13 protein-coding genes are annotated in these 22,077 nt (G+C 47.9%); 3 read left to right on the top strand and 10 right to left on the bottom strand.

What is annotated here, in order from left to right; genetic code table 11:
- Positions 1-22 precede the first annotated feature (22 nt).
- The gene (locus Tanf_RS00800) at positions 23-568 is read left to right on the top strand and encodes a hypothetical protein (RefSeq protein WP_014225414.1); all 546 of its coding nucleotides are present in this window, start codon (positions 23-25) and stop codon (positions 566-568) included.
- Positions 569-615: 47 nt separating this feature from the next.
- Positions 616-1,140 carry a PepSY-associated TM helix domain-containing protein gene (locus tag Tanf_RS00795; protein ID WP_236684348.1) on the top strand — a complete coding sequence of 175 codons (525 nt, stop codon included), beginning with the start codon at positions 616-618 and terminating at the stop codon, positions 1,138-1,140.
- 151 nt (positions 1,141-1,291) lie between these two features.
- Here Tanf_RS00795 and Tanf_RS00790 read toward each other — a convergent pair whose 3' ends face one another.
- The 10 genes from Tanf_RS00790 to Tanf_RS13725 all read right to left on the bottom strand — a co-directional run bounded on the left by Tanf_RS00790 (position 1,292) and on the right by Tanf_RS13725 (position 20,290).
- Positions 1,292-1,765, bottom strand: coding sequence for a PH domain-containing protein (locus tag Tanf_RS00790; protein ID WP_046824542.1), 474 nt, complete (start codon positions 1,763-1,765; stop codon positions 1,292-1,294).
- A gap of 27 nt (positions 1,766-1,792) precedes the next feature.
- Positions 1,793-2,692: a hypothetical protein gene (locus Tanf_RS00785; RefSeq protein WP_046824541.1), complete on the bottom strand. Its 900-nt coding sequence runs from the start codon at positions 2,690-2,692 to the stop codon at positions 1,793-1,795.
- Between the two features lie 399 nt (positions 2,693-3,091).
- Positions 3,092-4,282 (bottom strand): RagB/SusD family nutrient uptake outer membrane protein, encoded by a 1,191-nt coding sequence (locus Tanf_RS00775; RefSeq protein WP_046824539.1) that lies wholly within the window; start codon positions 4,280-4,282, stop codon positions 3,092-3,094.
- 12 nt (positions 4,283-4,294) lie between these two features.
- Positions 4,295-7,360, bottom strand: a complete 3,066-nt coding sequence (locus tag Tanf_RS00770; protein WP_140230659.1) for a SusC/RagA family TonB-linked outer membrane protein — start codon at positions 7,358-7,360, stop codon at positions 4,295-4,297.
- An 815-nt stretch (positions 7,361-8,175) separates the two neighbouring features.
- Positions 8,176-8,373 (bottom strand): hypothetical protein, encoded by a 198-nt coding sequence (locus tag Tanf_RS14990; RefSeq protein ID WP_155642575.1) that lies wholly within the window; start codon positions 8,371-8,373, stop codon positions 8,176-8,178.
- Positions 8,374-8,795: 422 nt separating this feature from the next.
- Entirely contained in the window at positions 8,796-12,017 is a 3,222-nt protein-coding gene (gene carB, locus Tanf_RS00765; RefSeq protein WP_014225425.1) for a carbamoyl-phosphate synthase (glutamine-hydrolyzing) large subunit, read from the bottom strand.
- 44 nt (positions 12,018-12,061) lie between these two features.
- Positions 12,062-12,790 carry a hypothetical protein gene (locus Tanf_RS00760; RefSeq protein WP_014225426.1) on the bottom strand — a complete coding sequence of 243 codons (729 nt, stop codon included), beginning with the start codon at positions 12,788-12,790 and terminating at the stop codon, positions 12,062-12,064.
- Positions 12,778-16,623, bottom strand: a complete 3,846-nt coding sequence (locus tag Tanf_RS00755) for a DEAD/DEAH box helicase family protein (RefSeq protein WP_046824537.1) — start codon at positions 16,621-16,623, stop codon at positions 12,778-12,780. Before Tanf_RS00755 ends, Tanf_RS00760 begins: the two co-directional genes overlap by 13 nt.
- Positions 16,624-16,838: 215 nt before the next feature.
- Complete coding sequence (locus Tanf_RS00750; protein ID WP_046824536.1) at positions 16,839-19,100, bottom strand: monovalent cation:proton antiporter family protein; 2,262 nt, start codon at positions 19,098-19,100, stop codon at positions 16,839-16,841.
- A gap of 89 nt (positions 19,101-19,189) precedes the next feature.
- Positions 19,190-20,290 carry a hypothetical protein gene (locus tag Tanf_RS13725; protein ID WP_140230660.1) on the bottom strand — a complete coding sequence of 367 codons (1,101 nt, stop codon included), beginning with the start codon at positions 20,288-20,290 and terminating at the stop codon, positions 19,190-19,192.
- 196 nt (positions 20,291-20,486) lie between these two features.
- Here Tanf_RS13725 and Tanf_RS00740 point away from each other — a divergent pair, with 196 nt between their 5' ends.
- Positions 20,487-22,007, top strand: coding sequence for a bifunctional ADP-dependent NAD(P)H-hydrate dehydratase/NAD(P)H-hydrate epimerase (locus Tanf_RS00740; RefSeq protein ID WP_041590840.1), 1,521 nt, complete (start codon positions 20,487-20,489; stop codon positions 22,005-22,007).
- The last annotated feature ends 70 nt before the right edge of the window (positions 22,008-22,077 follow it).

Here is a 22,077-nt window from a genome sequence, read left to right as displayed (position 1 = left end):
AACATAATAAATACATGAAGCGATGAAAAAGATTTTATTTTTAGCTGCCGCTTTGCTGACGATGGCAGCATGTAACAACAAAAGCGCAGAACAACAACGCGCAGGTCAAGAGGAAAATGTAGAAGCGCATGCTTCCGAAGTGCCGGTTTATAAGCTCGACAGTTTATTGAAAGTGGCTGACCGTATGGTTGATCAGACCGTTACGGTACGAGGTTTCGTGACGCATACGTGCAAGCATTCCGGAAAGCGCTGTTTTATTGTAGGAGACGATCCCAACACGTCGTTCCGTGTAGAGGCGGGCGGTGAAATCGGCGGATTCAACCGCGAACTGACCGGTTCGGAACTGGCCATAACGGGCATCGTTCGTGAACGTCGTTTGACGAAGGAATACATTGACCAATACGAAGAAGAAGTCAATGAGAAGAAACACAAGGAGGACGGATCGGCCGAAACATGCCAGGCCGAACTGAACAACATCAACGAGATGCGCGAATGGATGAAAGCGCATAACAAAGATTACTACTCGATTTACTACATGGACGGCGAACGCTACGAAGTGATTGAATAAGCATGGCAGAAGATTTTCGCCCCGCGAAAGGGGGATCCAAAAACAAAATGAGCCGTTGGCTACGGGTCATACACCGCGATCTGGGATTCCTGATGGTCGGTGTATGCCTCGTCTACGGTATTTCGGGCTTCCTGCTCAATCACATGGACGGGAAAGATCCGGCATTCAGAACGCAGGAAGAAACATTACATCTCGACAAAGGTTTATCGCACGAAGAACTGTCGGTGATCTGGAACGACAAAGGACTTCCGGAGTTGAAGAAGATCATGACCATCGACGAGGAACATGCTCGTCTGATGCTGAACGGTGGCGTAGGCGTGTACAACTCGGAAACAGGCACGGTCGATTACGAACTGCATAAAAAGAATACGTTTATTTATGCGATCAACAGACTGCATTACAATCGGCTTCGAGGTTGGAATATCATGGCAGACCTGTTTGCCTTTTCGCTGATTTTCTTTGCGCTGTCGGGGTTATTCATCGTCAAAGGGAAGAAAGGCATGGCCGGGACCGGTAAATGGTATCTGCTGGCCGGTATACTGATTCCGGTGCTGTATGTGCTATTCGGATAAAAGACTTGAGCTGCGATGATTGATATGTTGTTTTTTTGTTTACCGAGATTGCTAAACAAAAACATTTAAACAACTAACCAACTCAAGGACTGCCCCGCCGTAAAACGATCGTTAAAGACGTAAAAGTGGCAGGGCGATGTGCATCCGGAAATTAAATATCCCAATCTTGTATACGCCAAATCCCCTTTTTTTCGGGTAGGTGAACGCAAAGATTCGGATTAACTTTTTTTAACGCCTTTATAAAAGCCTGCTCTCTTGCCGGAGAGATTAACAGGTAAGAATATTTCTTTCTTTTCGAGAAATCTATACGCAGTCTCTTGAGAGATGCAGCAGGGGCAGAAACCGGATTATAGGATATTTCTACCGAAAGAATATCGGCAATATTTACACTCCATCCGCAAATAAAACCTATTTTTAAACTCAATGTACTTCCTGAAATGATATAACGTGTTCCTGTAAAAAGAAATACGATTAGTAAGAACAAACAGGCAAGTACACAGATATCGGTGTACGCCTTGTTTTGAAGAAGCGGTATAGATACCGATATGAAAGCGACGAATACGGATACGATCAGCAAGATGCTTATCCGTGAGCGAAATATTTGTTTATCCGATTGATCTTCCATGATTTCCGATCTTTAGTTCATAGCTTGTTATGTCCATATATGCTCATAAATCTCAGCATAATCGTCTACGTCGATTACTTCAAACCCAACTCTTTCGAGAAAAAACTTCTTGCCTTGATCCGTCCCGTTATTACTTCGTTTATTGATATACCATCCTTTATGTTTTCTATCAGGGAATTTTTTGAAATACTTGATTCTTTCTATCAGTATCCATCGTAAAAAGAGTTCGTTTTCTTCAAGTCCTAAGCCGAAAACAAAAAGCGATTTATTGAAAATAATATGTAACCATGTTTTATACCCCTTCCATTGTGTATTATTTTTGCCTGTAAAAAGCACTTCATCTTCTCTTTTATGCAATAAGTTTCTTGCTCTTTCCACACTTCCCATATAATGACTTAGCCCGAGTCTGATGCTTCTGTGATAGTTGATCATACCGTTTATGTACCATATCCCAAACCCATCGGTCGGTAAATTTAATGGTTTGGTTCCATGGTATGTAGACCATGGATAAAAATCCGTAAACCCTTCTTGTTCCGTTCTATACTGCTGATATTCGAAGGTTCGTGCGAGCGTTTCCTCGAAATTGGTAGTCAGTACGGGAGCATCTAATTCTTTCATGCGATGGATAATTTGTATATGGTGATCCAACGGTTGCCACTCTCGCATAAGGTCTGCCACCTCTTTCTGAAGATTAATCTCTTGCGTATTTTCAAGTTCTAAGACGTCATAAAATTCCGTCAATGAAATACCCACAGGTATACTTGACAGGTCCCTTTCGGGTAAAACCTTTTTCCATAATTGTATCAATAATTCGTCCCATGAAAGAGCATTGGGATTGTTCGGGTATCGATTCACTCCATTACCTACGATAAATGCGATGTCTTCTTGATTTCGCTCAATAATTTCTTTGATCTGATCTGTTGTCATTTTGTCTTCCTCGTTTTCTTCTTTATATTTTACGCGCTATGTCTCTGTTTTGGGGAAGCATAAGACTGTTTTTAAGCTTAGAGACAAACATGTTGTATCAAAATTAGAAAATAATGCCGATATACGAAAATATTTTTGGATAATTAACGCAGATGATTCCATATAAATAAAGGCTTTTAAGCGCAAAACGGGGAAAGTCGGCGTAGAGATTTATTCCCGTAAAGATATTTGTTTTGCAGCCCGAATTTGATGTGAAGGGTGTAAAGTCCGTCTTCTTCATCTGCAAACCATGCGACCAACCGGGCAGCAATGAAAAAACCGCGCAGAGGAAATTACGCCTCTGCGCGGTGAGTTTGTAAGATGATCGAAATCAATGGACCCTGTTTCTTTCAGGAATACTTATTTCAGCAGTGGATTGGATTCTGCTGCTCTTTCAGGATAAGGAAGAACATAGGTTTCTCCTTTCAGTTTCAAATCCTGCCATCTGGTCCATTCGAATGACATTTCCAAACGACGCTCATCCTCTAATGACAAGGAAGATTTTCTTGCTGTCTGCAATTCTTTCAATCGGGCATTATTCCCTGCCTCAGCCGATAATAAATACATTTCTGCGATACGTGACACTAATAGATCCGAGTTATCTTCTGTCTTATATTTTTTCGAATAAACGTATCCATCGTTTTTATCCTTATTCTCGAAATCAAACAATATCTTACGAGTATCGTCTCCCTGAACCAATGCCGTTAAATCATCGGCTGCGGCAAAGCAATTCCACGCTTTTGCCTGAGGACTCATGATCCATCCCCAACTGCCGACTTCCTCTGCTTTGGTACCAATAAACATAAAGATAACCTCGCTTGATCGATTTAAAGGGTTGGCGGATAAAGAGAACTTTCCTCCCGATAGAAGGAGTTCCGCTTCTTTCCCGGCGGCTTGAATGTCTCCTGCAATCCGGTACACTCTTGCTAAAAGAGCGATAGCGGCTTCTTTGGAGGGAGTCTTCTGTGAGTTGACCAACTCCTTTTTATCAAATTCCTTACAATTCTCTTTTGCAAACTTCAAGTCTTCAATAATAAATTCAAGCACTTTTTCTTTTGCAGACGGAGCGATCGGTTGTTTATCATAGTTTTCGTCGACAAGCGGAAGACGCTCAAACATGTCAAAGAGTCTTAAATAGCTCAATGCGCGGCAATAGCGAGCTTTCCCGATCTGGTCTTTGTTGGCCGTAGGCACTTTGATGATTATATTTGCCCGATCAATACCGTTATAATAATCGGCATAAAAATAACTCAACAAAATGTCGGAAGCAGGCACCTTGTGTTCGTAAAAGTTTTGTACTTGGAACCATTGGAACTTTACAGGCTTGTAGTTGTCTCCCATGATCTCGGTATTCATGATTGCGAAAAATCCATAACCGTTAGGGTGCCTCATTTTCTTGTACAAGCCGTTTAAAAGTCTATCCACATCCTGCTCCGAGAGGTTTGCTTCCGCATTCAATGAAGCCTCGGAAGGAATATCGAGTTCTTTTTCGCATGATGCTAAACCAAGCGTCAGAACAAAAACGTATATCAAATATTTTACCTTATTCATAACGATTTATTTTTAAAAACTAATATTTAATCCTACAACAAATGATTTGGTATTCGGAATGCCTCCCAAATCAACACCGGCTTGCACTTTCATGCCATCACTCTTATCTTGACTGTTTTCGGCAGACTGATCTACATATGACGTTTCCGGGTCTCCCGTAGAATATTTTGTAAAGGTGAACCAGTTGCGCGCCTGTACATAGACTCTCAGAGAATTGATAAAACCGAATTTCAATGCTTTAATCGATTTTAAATCATATCCCAATGTAATATCTGAGATACGCAGATAATCGGCATTTTCCAAAAAGCGAGAAGAGTGTTCCGTATTCCAGGCGCTGATCTCAGCTGCCATATGCGGACGTGGAATCATGGTTGAGGTATTTTCGGGAGTCCAATAGGACAGCATCTCTTTGTACATGTTGTTTGAATAGGAAGGAGCGCCAACCGCACCTCCATTCAACGCATCTTTTTTATAAAATGCATAAATCTTCTTTCCGATGGAATAATGTCCGCTAATCGATAAGTCAAAACCTTTGTAATTCAATCGAGTGAAGAGTCCGCCATAGACCGGAGCAATTCCTCCCGAAAAAACCTTTTTGTCTTTATCATCAATTTTTCCATCCTGATTCTGATCAACATAAATCATATCTCCGGGTAACACCGTCTTGGTTACTTTTCCGTCCTTATCTTTATATTCAAATTTCTCTTTAGCTACTCCTTTCGCTTCGTAAAGAGAAAATGATCCCAGACTTTCTCCCTCTTGTATGATAGAAACGAATCCGGTAGAATATCTCCCAGCCTCCGTTCCGATACTAAGCACCTTGTTTTTGTTATAAGAAAAGTTTGCTCCCGCATTCCATTTGAAATCTCGACGATCCACGATGTTTGCGTCAAACGATATTTCAAATCCTTTGTTAGAGATATTCCCCACGTTCGCCAACATGGTTTTGAAACCGGTTTCTTGCGGAACATTGATACGGTTTAATAAAGACTCTGTCTTCTTATCGTAATAATCGAAGCTGACATTTACCCGACTAAATAAATTTATATCGAAACCGATATTTGCAGATCGTCCTTTCTCCCATGTTAAATCAGGGTTATAAATATCGGTTGTAGCGAGTCCCGGCTGAAGATCGTAATTCTGTCCGGCTCCGATTAAGTTTTGTCCCGAAGCGTAGGATACGCCTGACTGGTTTCCTGTATATCCGTAAGAAGCTCTCAGTTTCAAGTCGGAGACAAATGATACGTTAAAAAATTCTTCGTTAGAAACCGTCCATCCGGCCGAGATAGCGGGAAAATAGCCTGTGCGATTTTTGTCATTAAATTTGGATGATGCGTCTCGGCGTATCGAAGCCATCAGGTGGTACTTGTCCGCCCAGTTCAATTGCAAACGAGTGAAATAAGATTCAAGAGCCATCGACTTGATATAGCTGCGACCTTTATTGATTTCTCCAGCAGATACGAGCCAGCGTAAATCATCCGAAGGGAACTTCTCACCTTGAACGTATGAATCTTCATAATCCCATCGTTGGAAAGAGTGTCCTAAAAGCACATTTAGCTTTAATTTATCCTCAAATAACGTCTTATCATAATTGATGGTATTCTCAATCTGGTAATCCCTGATATTATTTGTTTCGTAATATCCATATCCTGTGGGTACTCCATCTCCGTTTTCTCCCCGACGTGTGTTGGGGGCATCGAAGCGGTTGTATCTTCTATTTCTAATATTTCCACTGTAAGCAGAACGCCACAGCAAGCCTTCGAATGGGGTTATGTTGAAATAGACGTTCCCTCCTGTATTTTGCCATATATCAGTAACGTATCGTTCAAACCCGAATAACGGGTTCACGAAATTATACCTCAATATTTTTCCGTTTTCATCGGTCGGAGCCACATCGGGGCGAGCGTCCAATGCTTTGGAATACGGTTGATAGGTATTGTTATCATCAACCACGGGAGTCGCTTTTGTGTAGGTAAAGAAAGAGTTGAGTCCTACACTTACATATTTATTTATCTTCTGCTCCAAATTAGCCCTTAATCTTGCTGCGGTATAAGCGTCTTTTTTAACAATGCCATCTTGCATGAAAAGATTGCCCGAGAAATAAGCTTTCGTTGTTTCGCCTCCGCTTGTAACACTTATCTGATGATTCTGCATATTTGCATTTTTTCGCAAAACAAGGGAGAGCCAATCGGTATCAATATTACTGGCCGGAAGAGGAGTTAAAATACTCGGGTCTTTCGGCGCTGCAAGTAACTTGGCTTGGATATCGTTTTCATAATTTATGCGTGATGCATCCATTACCTGCTTATATTCGGCGGCATTCAATAACTGCGGAGTATGAACGAGATTTTGAATGCCATAGTAGGAATTTACGGATACAACGGTCGGTTGATTATAATTTCCCTTTACCGTTTCTATGAGCACAACACCGTTAGACGCTCTTGAACCGTAAATGGCTGTCGAGGCCGCATCTTTTAAGACTGTGATACTCCGAATATCTTGAGGAGAAACATTCTTCATGTTGTCTTGCGGAACTCCATCGATGACATATAGCACATCGTTTGAAGCTCTTAATGAACCGTTCCCTCGTAAACTTATTTGGGTAGCATCCCCCGCACGTCCACCTGTACTTACGACTTGGAGTCCGGCTGTTTTACCTTGGAGAGCCTGTCCTACGGATAGAACGGGGACACTTTTAATCTTATCTGCAGAAACGGTAGCTACTGCCCCTGTCAAATCTTTCTTCGCCGTTACCCCATAACCAATAATGACAAGCTCATCCAGCATCTTTGAGTCAGCAACCATAACAACCTTTACATTTGAACTCACAGCCACTTCCTGAGTAGCCATCCCCATGTACGAAATCACTAATCTCTCGTTTGTCGGTGCCGCAAAGGTAAACTTACCGTCCATATCGGTCACCGTTCCTTTCGTACGGTCGCTCTTGAGCACCACCGAGGCCCCGATAACCGGTTCTCCCTGCTCATCGACGACAGTGCCCTGCACTTGTGTCTGAGCCATCACAAACCCTGCTCCGATAAGGAGGAAGGTCATTAGCATAATGATTTTCTGTTTCATACTTTTTTTGTTTATAATGGTTCGTTTTTTTGGTTTGTCTGCGTAATATAACGTTTCAATCCTTGTTTGACCATTGGCGATCAACCGTCCGTTTTCAGCAATCGGCCGTCGGATAAACTGCAAATTTCACAAAGGATGCACAAAAAGCACTGAACGGAGTGTTGTCTTTTGCCGCATTCGCGTCGATACTTGTGAATCTTCGGTGCGTCGTTAGGCAACGATTCCGTGCTCCGATGCTCTGCCACACGAAAAGGCAGCTACGCCTATAGATGTTTTTGTTAAATAATATTAACGGGGGGGGGTAGATAATTGATGGCAAGCTCTCTTTCTTTCCTTCAGAATAGTGCACACGAAGAGAATGAACACTTTTTATAATATTGTTCATCAAGATATTAAAGTTTGTCTTCTTCTCTTTCATGTCTCGTTTTTATGAGATTGACGCCCTTGGTCATTTCATATATTTGATGACAAAGATATAAAAAAAATCATATACAAACTTTTTTTGGGGATAAAAGTCATTTTTTTTGTATTGTCCGGTTGATAATTGTTAAATATTCATTATCCCGGATTCGGCAATAGAACCAATAAGAATGAATTTAATTCAGGCCTTCAGCTCTTATAAACCCCGCAGAGGCGGTGAATTGTTAAATTGTTGAATTGTTAAATTGTTGAGTTGTTGATTCGTTGACATGTTGATTTGTTGGCTGACCGCTGAATACTGACCGCTAACGATTATATCAGGCTTTCAGCCCTTTCGGGTAATGGTTATGCGTGTTATACGGTATCCGAACGCGAATTTCGCAAACGGGTGCAAATCAACGCAAATAACCGCGTTTGTCATTCCGAACGTAGTGAGGAATCTCGCCTCGAACGCCCTCGGCGTCCGTCCCTTGGGCCTCGGGCGGTGAGCCGACGGAACAGCGAGCAGGGCGAAAGAAAATCAGGCTGTCCGAAGCGAAGCGAGTTTCCTGATTTTCAGGCATGCAAGCGTCGCGAAGGCGTGTGAAGCGCACGAAGCCTTGACTTTTTGGTTACTTTTGGGTCAAGCCAAAAGTGACAAAAAAGAGATTCTTCGCTTCGCTCTGAATGACAAATTAATTGTCAATTGTTAATTTTTATGCCGGATACACGGTATCCGAACGCAGAGGAACATCCCCCCAGCCCCCCCCTTCAAAGGGGGGAAGAGCGGAAGCGAAGCGTTGGGGAAAAAGGCATCGCATCTCGGCGAAGGGCTGTAAGCCTGACGTAACCATTGTCGTACATTCGTACGTCCGTTATTAATGGTATACGCCGAACAGTGTATCGCGTAATTTGAGATTATATGAGGACTGTAAAGAAGCCAACCGGCCATACGGCGAAACAACGGGAACTCCCTTCGTCTCGCGCCGTATGCCGGTCGGCTTCACGTTCGGCAGTGCTAACCGTGAGTACAGCCTTATTTATACTCCTGCCAGCTTTTGATCGAGATATCTTTTTCGGAGAGGTTACAAATGGCTCGGATAAATGCGCTTGCCAGACGTGCATTCGTAATGAGCGGAATGTTATGATCGATCGCCGCACGGCGGATTTTGTAGCCGTTGGTCAGCTCCCGTCTCGTGTGATTTTTCGGGATATTGATGACCCAGTCGAATGCATGACGGCTGAACATTTCGATGATGTTCAGTTCACCGCCTCCTTCGTCAGGCCAGCAGACCGGTATCGCCCGGATACCGTTGTCGTTCAGGAAACGGGCGGTCCCTTGTGTGGCGTAGATCGTATATCCTTTCGCCTCGAGCAAGAGACAAGGCTCCAACAGATCGACTTTACTCTTGGCGCCGCCCGAAGAAACCATGACGTTCTTCTGCGGAATCGTATTGCCGACGGCGATCATGGCCGAGAGCAGCGCCTCGTCGAAGTCGTCGCCGATACAACCGACTTCGCCTGTCGAACTCATGTCTACACCCAATACGGGATCGGCTTTTGAGAGTCGGCCGAACGAAAACTGCGAAGCCTTGACTCCGATCCAGTCGATGTCGAACTCCGTCTTGTCGGGACGGTTAAAGGGCGCATCGAGCATGATGCGGGTTGCCGTGTCGATAAAGTTTTGTTTCAGCACCTTCGACACGAAGGGGAAGCTACGTGAGGCGCGGAGGTTACACTCGATCACCTTCACGTCGTTGTTCTTGGCCAGATACTGGATATTGAAGGGACCACTGATATTAAGCTCCTTGGCTATCTTACGACTGATTTTCTTGATGCGTCGTGCCGTCTCGAAGTAGATTTTCTGTGCCGGAAATACGAGTGTGGCATCACCTGAGTGGACGCCGGCAAACTCGATATGTTCCGAAATGGCGTACTCTACGATCTCGCCGTTCTGTGCCACCGCGTCGAATTCAATCTCTTTGGCATCCTGCAAAAATTCCGACACAACTACGGGGTATTCTTTCGATACCTGAGCCGCGATATTCAGAAATTCGATCATCTGCTCTTTTGTGTGGCAGACATTCATAGCCGCACCACTCAGCACATACGAGGGGCGGATCAGAATGGGGAAGCCTGCTTCGCGGATGAATGCATCGATCTCGTCCATGCTGCTTAGCTCTGCCCAGCGTGGCTGATCGATGCCGAGCGTGTCGAGCATGGCCGAGAACTTGTGCCGGTTTTCGGCACGGTCGATCGACACGGGCGAAGTGCCGAGAATAGGTACTTGTTGTCGGTACAACTTCATGGCCAAGTTGTTCGGAATCTGTCCGCCGACCGACACGATCACACCTCGGGGCTGCTCCAGATCGACCACGTCGAGCACGCGCTCAAGCGACAGCTCATCGAAATACAGCCGGTCGCACATGTCATAGTCCGTCGAAACCGTTTCGGGGTTATAATTGATCATAATCGATTTATAGCCGAGGTTGCGCGCTGTCTGTGCCGCATTGACCGAGCACCAGTCGAACTCGACGGACGAGCCGATGCGGTATGCGCCCGACCCGAGGATGATCACGCTTTTGTCATGCTTATAATAAGGAATATCGTGCTCCGTACCGTCGTACGTCAGATAGAGGTAGTTCGTCAGCTCAGGGTGTTCCGAGGCAACGGTGTGGATACGTTTCACGCTGGGCAGGATGCCGAGTCTTTTACGCCATGCCCGTACGCGGAGGTTGTTTTTTTCCATGTTGCCGTCCGGTTGTTCGACGAAGCGGGCAATCTGGAAGTCGGAGAATCCGATTCGTTTGGCTTCACGCAGCACTTCGGCCGGCAAGTCTTCGATGCGGTCGTATTGCTTCAATACGCGGCTGTAATCTACGATGTTTTTCAGTTTGTTCAGGAACCACGGGTTGATTTTCGTCAGTTCGTGGATACGCTCGATCGTATATCCTTCTTCCAATGCCTGTGCTACGGCAAAGATACGCAGATCGGTCGGGTTTTCCAACTCGTCGTCAAGGTTCTCGAACGTGAGGTTGTTGTTACCTACAAACCCGTGCATGCCTTGTCCGATCATACGCAGGCCTTTCTGCATAATCTCTTCAAACGATTTACCGATCGACATGATTTCGCCGACCGATTTCATGCTGGAGCCGATCTGGCGGCTCACACCCGCAAACTTCGTCAGGTCCCAGCGCGGGATCTTGGCGATCAGATAATCGACCTCAGGAGCTTTGTAGGCCGAGTTGACCGTACCCATTTCGCCGATCTCATCGAGCGAGTAACCGAGCGCCAGCTTGGCTGCCACAAACGCCAGCGGGTAGCCGCTGGCTTTCGAGGCTAAAGCCGATGAGCGACTCAGACGTGCATTGACTTCGATGATCCGGTAGTCGCCCGTGTCGGAGCTGTAGGCATACTGAATGTTGCATTCGCCCACGATATTCAGATGGCGAACGGTCTTGACTGAGATTTCTTTCAACCTCTTTACCTCGTCGTCACGCAGCGAACAGGTTGGCGCCACCACGATGCTCTCACCGGTATGTACCCCCAACGGATCGACATTCTCCATACTTACGACGGTGAAGCAATGGTCGTTCTTGTCGCGAATCACCTCAAATTCGATTTCTTTCCAGCCTTTCAGCGATTCCTCGACGAGAATCTGCGAAGCAAACGTAAAAGCGCTTTCGGCCAGTGTTCGCAGTTCGCTTTCTGTCCGGCAGATACCGCTTCCCTGACCGCCTAATGCATAGGCGGAACGGATCATTACCGGGTAGCCGATCTCTTCGGCTGCACGGACTGCATCGGCCATCGTCTCCACGGCCTGGCTGACGGGCGTTTTCAGGTTGGCCTGATCCAGTTTCTTGACGAACAGGTCGCGGTCTTCCGTGTCCATGATCGCTTCGACCGATGTACCCAACACGCTCACGCCGTACTTGTCGAGCGTGCCATCATTATACAGTTGCGTGCCGCAGTTCAGCGCCGTTTGCCCGCCGAAAGCCAGCAGGATCCCGTCGGGCTGTTCTTTCTTGATCACCTCTTCGACGAAAAAAGGCGTCACGGGAAGGAAATAAACCTTGTCCGCAATGCCTTCCGATGTCTGGATCGTAGCAATATTCGGGTTGATCAGCACTGATCGGATGCCGTCCTGACGTAAAGCTTTCAGCGCCTGAGAGCCGGAATAATCAAATTCGCCGGCCTGTCCGATTTTGAGAGCACCGGAACCTAACACAAGTACTTTGTTGATCGTATTCTTTGACATAAATAGTTATTTTATTTTGAGTTTCATTTTTTGATACGGACAATCTATTTGAGAACGAACATCAGGAACAGGGAAATGAGCAGGAGCGCCCACGTAACGAACTGGTTCTTTCTGATCTTGTTCATTTCGCTGCGAAGCTCTTCACTCAGTGTGTTTTGTTGATTTTCTATCTGCTCGATTTCTTTCTCGATAGACAGTACCTGACCGGACAAATCCAGCTCCGATAACTTATCGATGAGGGTCTGCATACGGCTGTAATATTCCGCCATGGATTCGAGGGCATCGGATATCTCGGCCTGCTGCACCTCGATAGCGTCGGTCGAGACCGTCGTTAACTCCTGAAGGGAGGCGGCCGAAGCGGCGGCTGCTTCTTCAAGGGTTTTCCGCGCCGAGGCATTGACATCGTCCAATGTTCGTACTGTCGCTTCCAAAGCCTGCTGCAGGGTCTTCTCTACCTCGGTCTTCAACCGTGTCGTAGCTTGTTGTGACTGAGCGATCTCGGCTGCAAACAACTCTTTCCCTTCATTGATCACGCCGGTCAGTCCCGCCTGCGACTCATTAAGTCGATCCTCAAACCGGGTGATAACCGTTTGTGTCTCTTCACTGATTTTTTCGGCCAGTAGCCTGACGTCGTCGGCCAGACGAGCTGTCGCATCAATGATTTCTTTACTCTCCGCCGTCACTTGCGATACCTGTTCGCGGGCGGAATTGAGGTGAGTCAAGCTGTCGCGGAGTTGCAGCAACGCTTTATGGATATTTTCTATTGCTTCCATTCTTCCAGATATTTATGTTGTATCATCTTCGTTTGCGCCAGATGGAGGTTAAGGAGGTCGGCGGCACGCATGATATCGATACGTATGCGCACTTCCTCCGTCCAGTCTCCGGTAGTGGCGAAATAGTCGGTCTCGCCTCGTACATAACAATTATATGCATCAAAGAGTTCGCGGAAATCGGCGATATTCGCCATCGAACGGTAAAAGCCGACCATGCCGTTTTCATAACTTTCATGCAAATCGCATTCGAGCATTTCTTCTCCGTCCGTGCCGCTATGGAAGAGGCAAAAGGCATTAAGCAGCGAAAGGGTGGGGTTGTTTCCGTCGAATGAGCGGCGCAGTGTGCATACGGCCTCGTGTAATTCTCTGACGCGACTGTTGGGCGATCCGTTTTGTTCTGTCGCGTCATCTTTGATCCGATGCATATAGCGGAACAGAATATCCGGGGAAGACACTCTGCCGTTCTGCGTATCTTCGGTCAGATGATACGTGAGGGGATTGCCGTTACCGGCGATAATCTCCGTCGTTTCCTGTTGCTGCAGTGCGATGCGCCGGTAAACGAACTCGTTCATGTAAAGAAGACAACGGCACAGTTCTTCACGAAGAGCGTCGTGGAAAGTTGTTTTCGGCGAAAGATTTTCAGCCCTGACCATTTCCTGCTCCGCCTGTTTCCGTGTATGGTAACGAAGAAAATAGTTACGTAGCTGCCGGTAATATCCTCCGGCCGGTTGCTTTTGAAGAACGATGCGGTATTGCTGTTGTGCTTCATCAAAGGTGATTTGTTTCATCAGTCCGAGGGTGCTCATGCGATAGAATGCTTTGGTGTAGAGCATGAGCGGGTCTTTCTTGGAACGGTCGTCTTTGGGTCCGTCGCGCTCTGTGGCGGGGTATGGCAGGAAAAGGATACGTTCGTCTGGCAGATTATCGAGTGTGAGCGGGAAATAGCATCCTTTGGCCGGTATCGTACGATCTCCTTCGAGGCAGGAGACAGGAGCATAACCGATCAGGTGTTCGATGCATTCGTTTTCGGCTTCGAGACCACAAAAATAACGAAGGTAGCGTTCTTTCCGATAGGCCGACTCGGGCACTCCTGCGCTTTTGCACAACACGAGCCGGTCTCGGTCTGTCGGGCAGGCATCGCCGGGCGAGAGCGCCTGTTCGATGTCGAAGAGCATGTCGAACGAGGCCCGTTCGGTCAGCCCCAAAAGGGCTATTTTCCCTTGTTGAGGCAAGGTGTGCCGGTAGAGCGTTTGACCTGCGAGCATCGATGCCGGCAGGAAGTCGGGACTCCATTCCGAGAGTCCCTGCACCTCGTCGAGGATGCCTGTGGCGAAGTATACGCCCGTCTGCTGCATATACCTGAAACGTTGCAAGAGCGGAAATCGACCGAGCTGGTCGTAGGAAAGCGCAATAATCAACGTTTCGGACGACTCTGTCCGTCGCTCGCGTCGTTCGCGTTCCGTACGGTCGAGGCCGGCGTGGAGCGCCGTCACACAATCGATCCCCGCATCGATCCATTCGCGGTGCAACACCTGTACGGCCTCCGTATCGGGTACGGCGATAACCGTGATACCGGGCTGCATCATGGCGGTCAGTTTCCGGATCACGGTTTTGCCGCCATTGGCCGGCACGAGGCCGACAGTACAACGGTTCTGAAGGATGCGACTCAGCACGGGCAACATCCCCGGTATGAAATCGTTCTTGCGGAAGAGCAGCTGCAGGAAGTAACGCAGGTGCTGTGAGGTATCCGGCAAAGTTTCGTACTGTTGCCGTGCGTTTTTGAACGTCAACGGCCGATAGGTGATACGGCCGGTGGTATACATGTGTCGTGTACTGCGTCCATAGTGTGATGAGCGTATATGGAAGAAACATTGGTTACGGCACTCCGTAAAGCCGACAAACGAAATGTTCTCGATGTCGGTTCGTCGCAGCGTAGATATATCGATGATCAAATCGTATGTCTTCCGTCGCAGTTCATCCGTCACCTCCGCCAGGGGCACAGTGTTTCCATGCAGGGGCGAGCCGATAAATTCGGGTGTGCTGACGATCGTCAGTTTCACCTCAGGGAATGTCAGTCCCGCATACTCCGCACTCATCGCTGTGAGATGGTTGAAATGTTCTTTCAAGTCGGCCAGAGCGAGAGCGGCACAGGGTACATCACGTTCGATGACGAGTACCGACCACATGTCGCGTGCGATCTCAAGCCGTCGGGAGATCATGGCTTCGAGCACAACTTTTTGGATACGTGCGACGGCGATCGGTGAAAGGACATATTGCAGTGTCCGTACCCAGTCGTCGTCAAAACGCCGGTCGAAGACCTTGAAAACGGTTGCTACGTATTCGCTTCCGAGAAACCCGAAATGCGAATCGCCCAATTCCTCTTCCGGCACTTGCCGGCAATCCCAATGAATCGCCGAGAGGTCATCGGCACGTTGTTTGTCGGCGCGTTTTTGCTCCATGCCGGAGTGAAAGAGTGTCTCATGGATTTCGATGGCGCATCCGTCATGCCAAAAGTCTTTTTCGTCTTTGGTCGGGTAGGGGAACTCACATGCAAAATCGATTCGTTGCGTATGAGATGCCTTTTGTTTAGTGAGTGAATAGAGATTGCGCTGCGGTTGCAGCAGCTGACGTAACGGCTGGGGCACTATCCGGGTGATGAATGTCTTTTCGGCATCGCTTTCGAGCAACTTGTTATTGTAATTCGATTCGTCCAGATTCAGGCGGGGATCGATGATGTGCAAAGCGTCAAATACGTCTTCGGCATGCAATCCCCGTGTATCGTAACGAAGGTCTCCGTCGAGGTCGATGCGTCGGTTACCTAATGGGGCAAAAGCTTCTTCGAGAAGCGGACTGGCTTGTGTGGGCCGTCCGCGGGTCACGAGGTTGTTCAGTACGGCAAACAGCGGATGTACATTTTCGCGTGCGCCTCCTCCAAGATCGTAGTGAGCCGATACTTCGAAGCATGTGAGGCTTCGGTAGAGTGCCTCGGTCTTTTCCGCATCGGCCGTTTGAAGCGCTCTCTTCACGGCATCCAGCCGGTAGGCGGCATGGTATTGCACGGCAGGATAGTAATTGACGTACTTGAGGTTGAAGTTGCTGTTCTCAAGCTTAAAGGCTTTGATCTTGATGCCGTTTGACTGTCGGACATTCGGATACAGCTCCTCGTCGGCTAAGGTCTCGGGCGAGTCGAAGTAATGGTAGAATGCATCGATTCGCCGGTTGTTATGCATGAGGTTTCCTGTACAGAAGAAATAATGTTTGCCGTGTATGCCGTACCCGACAAGCTCGGCGATACGCTTGAGATCGAGTTCCGGTTGCTCAAGTACATCGGTAAAGAAATGAAACGTAATCGGCTGTCGGGTTTCGATCTCTTTTTTTCGGACTTCGCTTACGGATTTGCAGACACAGCTGATCCGGTCGGGGTCGTCCATGTAGGGACTGATGTGCCAGACGGCACGCTCGAGGGCCTCGCGCGAGGAATCGATAAGGGTAATCTTACGCACGCGGTTTTCGATACCGTTCTTTTTAAGGAAGTCGAAAAAACAAACCGTGTGAATCCCTTGGCCGCATTGCCAGTCGATGATTTCGAACACGTCGTCCTGAAAGATTTTGCGGGGTATGGTTTCGAGTGTTTTATCGATTTTCGTTTTCCATAAGACTCCGTTTTCGCAGAGGTCTGTTAACATGTCCTGGTCGGAGGCGGAGAAAGAGGACGAAGCGGGAATGGCGTTGTCTTTATCCGCAGCAGGGATAAAGTTTCGGGCAATAGCCCGTATGTTCTCGAAAGACGGATTGCGCAACCGGCGCAGACTTTCTCTATACGATATCATCATGTTATATTAATAATCAGACGAAAATTCTACGATGTATATCATCAAGGCGAATCGGTTGTATGCCGATTACCCTTGCGGGAGGTCTTTGACCGGTAGCCGTTTTCGGGCGGCTTTTCCGACCTGTCGGTCCCTTTTTGGCTGACAAAGCTAAACAAATATTTTTGCTTATCCGTCCGGTAGTCGAAATTATTTTTCAACACGAAGATTTATTGTTTTCAGAGGGTTTTTCCTTCGCTCAGATGGATGACTTTGCGGCGCTCGCCGACAATCCACACGATATCTCCCTCTTCGAAAACGGTGGAGGGCGGCGGGTTTTTGATCGACGTCTTTCCGCGTTCAATACCAATGACGAGGCATTGAGCCTTGTCACGGATGCCCGACTCGCGGATGGACAGGCCGATGAGCCGCGAGCCTTCGGAAATCGTAAACTGTTCGATATTCATCTCATCGGCTTCCTCTTCGCGTCGTTCTTGATCGGCCTGATGGTAGCGCTCGGCAATGTAATCGTGGAAGTGCAGGATGTCATCGTCCGACCCGACGATGATAAGTTTGTCGAGCGGATAGAGATATTCGTCTCCGCCGGGGATGTTGATACGCCGTTCGCCACGTATAATGGTAACGATATTAACGTTACACTTCTGTCTGAAATTTAGCTCTTTGAGTGTTTTACCAATACTGGGTGAATGGGGACGCACTTCAATATCGGTCAGGTGCAGGTCGCGTTCGAGCAGATGATTGGCGAAGTCGCGCCGGATAGGGGCACGTCGTTCGCTTTCCGCCTCACGTGCCGAAAGGTTACTGACGAAGTGGCGTTCCATAAGGATGGAATGTTTCTTGACGCGTTTGGAGAAGATCATAATGGCGATGACGCTCAGCGAAGCGACGAGCACAATGCCCCATTTCGTACTGAGCAGTGCCGAAGTGGGGATAGCTACGAGGCCCATGCACACGATGATACGCAACACGATGAGCGAGACTAAGGGACCGCGATTGTATTTGCTATCGTTCCAGAGATGGCGGAAGGCTTTCGAGCGGTTTTTCTTCATCATGATGGCGCGCAAGAGCGGAGCCATCAGGGCGATGAGCAGGACGAGTGCGAGAATGTTACCGTTTTGTCCGGGCAGGAATTGACGGATGAGCGGCGCGACAAGTTGCAACCAGACAAAGATCAGAACGAGTGTTACGGCCAGATAAATTCCTACGATACGGCTCATGGAGCGCAGGTATTTTCGCCATTCGCTCTGGTGGCGGATCGTGTTGGAACCGGAGGTATATTGATCCAGAAATTGTTTCCATGACGGTGGTAAAGCTCTCTCAATCCCATTATATGCAGGTTCGGCTAACCGGATCAGATAAGGCGTGAAAAAGGTGGTCACCACCGAAACGGCGACAATGAGCGGATAAAGGTGAGGCTCCATAACCTTGAGCGCGATACCTTGTGAGGCGATGATGAAAGCGAACTCACCAATCTGAGTGAGCGAGAAACCACTCTGTATAGCCGTCTTGATAGGCTTTCCCGAAAGTAACACACCGAAACTGCCAAAGAATAACTGTCCGATCATCACCGCGATAGTAAGTACAGCTACATGCCACTTGTATTCCCACAAGATATTCAGGTCGATCAACATTCCGACCGATACGAAAAAGACGGCCGCAAACAAATCTTTGACCGGTTTGACGAGGCTCTCAATATGCTCGGCCTCGATTGTTTCAGCTAAGATGGCCCCCATCATGAATGCGCCTAATGCCGACGAGAAACCGATCCAGTCGGCCACGTAAACCAACCCCAGACAAAGCCCGATACTGATGATGAGCAGCATCTCATCGTTAAGGATTTTTTTCAACGCTTTCAGCATTGAAGGAATGAAATAGATCCCGAAGACGAAGCATCCAACCAGAAAAAGCGCCAGTTTCGTCATGCTCAGCAATAACTCTTGGCCCTCAAAAGTTTGGCTTACAGCCAATGTAGAGAGTAGCACGAGCATCAGCACCGCGAAAATGTCTTCGACGATCAGGATACCGAACACTACGCCGGCAAATTGCTTGTTACGCAATCCCATTTCATCGAAAGCCTTGAAAATAATCGTGGTGGACGACATCGAAAGCATCGCCCCGAGGAAGATACAGTTCATTCGGTCTAACCCGATAGCCGTCCCCACTAAATATCCCGTCGTCATCATTCCGATTAACACCGTCATAGCGCTCACGATAGCCGTCCCCCCTACTTTCATCAGTTTCTTGATGCTGAAATCGAGGCCAAGGTTGAACAGCAGAAAAATGACTCCGATCTCCCCCCATGTATTGATATTGACCGTGTCGGACACAGTGGGAATGAATTGGATGGACGGTCCCGCCAATACGCCGGCAAGGATATAACCCAGTACCACAGGTTGTTTAAGACGCTTGAAGAGGAGGGTCATCAAACCGGCCGCAATGATGATGACGACCAGATCGGATATTAATGTAGGTAGATGCATATGTTTATTCTGTTTTTCAGAAATGCAAAAATAAGCAAAAAAACCGATTTACCAATGCACTACCTCACATCTTTATCGGGAGAGACGATTTATCTTCTTCCGCCCGAACCGGATCGTTCCGACCGGTTCTCGGACGATCGACTTTCGGATGAACGACTCCGGCTGCCTTCGTCGCTCCGACTACTCACAGATGACTCACTTCTGCTGCTGCGCATGGAACTTGACGAATCATCGCCGGAACGGCCTTTGCGGCTGTCTAAGGATGAATTGCTGCTGCTACGGCTACTGCTGGAGCGTGTAGAAGAGGATACATCGTTTCCGGAACGATTTCTGCGATTCTCGGACGATGCCTCCGACGAACGACTCCGGTCATTACCGGTCGACCAGTCGGCCGATCGATCACTACGACTCGAACTCGTTGCTGAGCTGCGTTCGCTTCGGCTGCGTGTATTGGTCGAAAAATCGTCCTCGGAACGACGACGTCCTTCCGACGATACACCCGACGAACGGCCGCGATCGCTACCCGACGAGATTTCTCTCGAACTGCGCATACTCCGATTTGATCCGGAAGAGCTCCTTTCTTCATAACGTTCCGTATCGGAATTGCGATGACTCGATATCCGGCTGCTTTCACTGCGACTGCTTGCTCCTCCGCGTCTCTCGTCCGACGATACACGCGATTCGGTGCTCCGATTGCTCCGTAACTCTACGTTTTCATAATACGAACGATTCTCCATGTAACGAGGCTCTACCCATGCGCAGGCATTATATCGCGCATACTCGTAGCGGTAGTCGTCCACGTAAAAGATCGGAATCTGTGCGTAATTGTAGCGGTAGCGCGCGTACCGACGGCGATGGTGGCGGTTGTATCGCCACGGATCGATCACATCGTTCAATACCACTTTATACAGTGAATAAAAATCGTATCTCGCATAGCGTGCCGGTAAGTATGGACTTTCGATCCACCCCCTGCCATGACGATAGTAGAACAGCTCGTTCTCCACATCGAAATAGATATTCAACTCCGGGATATAATAATACTCTACATAATCGTAACCGACAGGTCCCCATGCCGGCTGACGGTCTACATTAACATGAATGATTGTCGTTACGTGTTGAGCGTCTGCCGTATGCACGTTTAACAGGCCGATCATCCATCCCAAGCCTACCATAATGATTAACTTTTTCATGACGTTCTGTCTTTTAAAATAATTCATATTCCTGTTCTTTTAAAGAAAACTGCGGTTTTCTTGTTGTCTTAGACCCGACAAATATAAATTAGTTTACTCACAAAAATAGTTAAAATCGCTTTCGATTTAGCGTATTCTTCATCGCCCCAACGTAAAAAATGCCGTATCTTTGGGTGCTCAAAAGTTTATAACCGATATGATAAAAATATTTGAAACCTCGAAAATAAAGGAGCTTGATCAATATACGGTCGATCACGAACCGATTGCTTCCGTCGATTTGGTAGAACGTGCGGCCACGGCTTTCGTCAATGAATTTGGGCGTCTCTACTCCAAACAGTCGCGCGTCATTGTCTTTGCCGGACAGGGAAACAACGGAGCGGATGCTTTGGCTATCGCCCGTCTATTGGCCGAAGACGATTACCGGATCGAAGTTTATCTTTTTAATCCCGGACGCCATCTTTCGCCCGACTGCGAGGCCAACAAGCAGCGTCTACTTGCGGATGGGAAAATACTTTTGAACGAAGTGATCGAAGATTTTACGCCCCCCATACTTTCTGAACATGATGTGGTGATCGACGGGCTGTTCGGTTCCGGATTGAACCGGCCGTTGAGCGGCGGATATGCGGCCGTCGTCGATTATATTAACCAGTCTGATGCGACGGTCGTTTCGATCGATATCCCGTCGGGACTTTTTGGAGAAGATAATCGGGAGAATGATCCGGATAGCATTATTCAGGCCGATATGACATTCACGTTCGAATTTCCGAAGCTCTCCATGGTACTGCCCGAGAATGCTGCGTATGTCGGCCGATGGAAAGTACTGCCTATCGGATTGCATCCGGATATCATGGCACGGACAAAAACACCTTATATGCTGATTAAAGATGAAGATATGACGGGTATTCTCCGTACGCGCAATGTGTTTGCTCACAAGGGCGACTTCGGGCATGCCCTGCTGATTTCCGGCAGCAAGGGCAAGATGGGTGCGGCCTTGCTGGCTGCCGGAGCCTGCATGCGCAGCGGTGTCGGAAGGCTGACGGTTCATCTCCCTCAACGAGGAGAGACGGTGCTTCAGACAGCCCTTCCCGAAGCTATGCTCAGCCTCGATGCAGATGCAGACCGTGTCTCGGTGCTCCCCGATACGGACGGGTATGACGCTATCGCCGCCGGACCGGGATTGGGAACGGAAAAGCAGACCGTGCAGATGCTGGAGCAACTGTTGAAGACTTTCCGAAAGCCATTGCTCCTTGATGCCGACGCGTTGAATATCCTGGCACAACATAAAGAGTTCTTCTCTCTGTTGCCCCCGCGTACCGTTTTGACGCCTCACCCGAAAGAGCTGGACCGGCTGCTCGGGGATAGTGTCAACGGATATGAACGACTCCATAAAGCTGCCGAAATGGCTATGAAACATACGCAATGCATTGTCCTCAAAGGTGCCTATACGGCAGTCTGTACGCCGCAGGGGAATATTTACATCAATACCACAGGTAATCCGGGTATGGCAACGGCCGGCAGCGGAGATGTGTTGACCGGTGTGATTGTCGGTCTGATGGCTCAGGGATACGAACCCGAAACAGCTGCCGTTGTCGGAGTCTTTCTGCATGGGATGGCCGGAGATTTGGCCGTAGCTCGATTGTCGGACGAAAGTCTGATCGCTTCCGACATCATCCGGATGTTGGGAAAGGCGTTTCGTTTGCAACATGAGGAAGAGTAACCGAAATACGGAAAAAGGTTTGCATTGTTTATTTAAAAAAGTTGTCGATAATTCAAAAATACAAAAAAAT

Source organism: Tannerella forsythia, assembly GCF_001006485.1.
Lineage (GTDB): Bacteria > Bacteroidota > Bacteroidia > Bacteroidales > Tannerellaceae > Tannerella > Tannerella forsythia.
This window is presented reverse-complemented; position numbering and strand designations above follow the sequence as displayed.